Source organism: Pseudomonas sp. NPDC089752, assembly GCF_044748725.1.
Lineage (GTDB): Bacteria > Pseudomonadota > Gammaproteobacteria > Pseudomonadales > Pseudomonadaceae > Aquipseudomonas.
The window spans coordinates 1-1,488 of the sequence record NZ_JBIVGP010000026.1 but is presented as its reverse complement, the minus strand read 5'-3'; the positions used below and the strand labels follow the sequence as shown (position 1 = coordinate 1,488).

Genomic DNA, 1,488 nt, shown 5'->3' with positions numbered 1-1,488 from the left:
CACGGGCGTAGCCCGTGCCATACACCGCAGCGCCTGCTTCGCGGATAAATCCGCTCCTACCGGCAATGTGTCCAGCCGCTGCGGGGTTAGAACGTCTGCCCCAGCGAGAACTGGAAAACCTGGGTTTCGGCGCCCTCCGGCTTTTTCACCGGTGTGGCCAGGCTGAACGTCAGCGGCCCCATCGGGCTGTACCAGGTCACCCCGACGCCCAGTGACACCGCCAGCTGATCAAGGCCCACGCTGCCGCACCCTTGCGTGGTGGACAGGTAGCAGGTGTCGGAATACACGTTGCCAGCATCGACGAACACCGAGCTGCGCAACTGGCGCTGGTCCTTGATGAAGGGCATCGGGAAGATGTATTCAGCGCCGCCGGTCAGCAGAATGTTGCCGCCCAGTGCATCGGTGTCGCGGTCGGAGTAATAGGCCTGGCCGGCGCTGGCGTAGGTGCCGGTCGCCGGTGTGTTGCGCGGCCCCAGCGAGCCATCCTTGAAGCCACGTACCGAGCCCTGGCCACCGGCGGTGTAGTTCTCGTAGAACGGCAGGCCGTCGGTGGAGCCGTAGCCATTGCCATAACCCAGGCTGGTATGCAGACGCAGGGTGGTGCGCTCGCTCAGCGGCAGGTACGTCTGGCCGTTGTAGTCGAGTTTATAGAACGACAGGTCGCTGCCGGGCGTGGTGGCCATCAGCGTGAGGCTCTGCGAGTGGCCGCGGGTCGCCAGCACGCCTTTGTTCAGGGTCGATTCGGACCAGCCGATCGAAGCCTTGAGATTGTTGAAGCTCTCGCCCTCGCGCTGGATGAAGTCGTAGATCTCATCGGCGCTGTAGGTGCCGGGGGAGATGTCGTCATGCTGCAGGGTCAGGCCGTAGGTCAGGCGCGAGGTTTCGCTGATCGGGTAACCCAGGCTGATGCCGGCGCCATAGCTGTTGATGGCGTAGTAGGAGACACCGTCGTCGTAGTAGTCGCTGTAGTCGGTGCTGCTGTAGAACAGGTTGTAACCCAGGCTGACGCCATCTTCGGTGAAGTAGGGGTTGGTGTAACCGAAGTTGTACTTGGTCTGGTATTCGGACCGGGTCAGGCCGATCGACACCTTGTTACCGGTACCGAGGAAGTTGGTCTGGCTGATCGAGCCGCCGAGGATCAGGCCGGCGCTCTGGGCGAAACCGACGCTGGCGGTGATCGAGCCGGACGCTTGCTCTTCGACGCTGTACTTGACGTCGACCTGGTCGTCGGTACCCGGTACCGGCGGGGTTTCGACGTTGACTTCCTTGAAGAAGCCCAGGCGCTCCAGGCGGGTCTTGGACTGGTCGATCAGGTAGGTCGAAGCCCAGCCGCCTTCCATCTGGCGCATTTCGCGGCGCAGCACTTCGTCTTCGGTCTTGGTGTTGCCGCGGAAGTTGATGCGGTTCACGTAGGCACGCTTGCCCGGGTCGACGACGAACATGATGTCGACCGTGTGATCTTCGTCATTTGGCTGTGGCACGCCGTTG

At 62.6% G+C, this 1,488-nt stretch carries 1 protein-coding gene; it reads right to left on the bottom strand.

Features of this window, described 5'->3' with window-relative positions:
• Positions 1 to 86: 86 nt before the first annotated feature.
• A partial coding sequence (gene bamA, locus ACIPZF_RS25495; protein ID WP_400804668.1) for an outer membrane protein assembly factor BamA occupies positions 87 to 1,488 on the bottom strand: 1,402 nt, incomplete at its 5' end.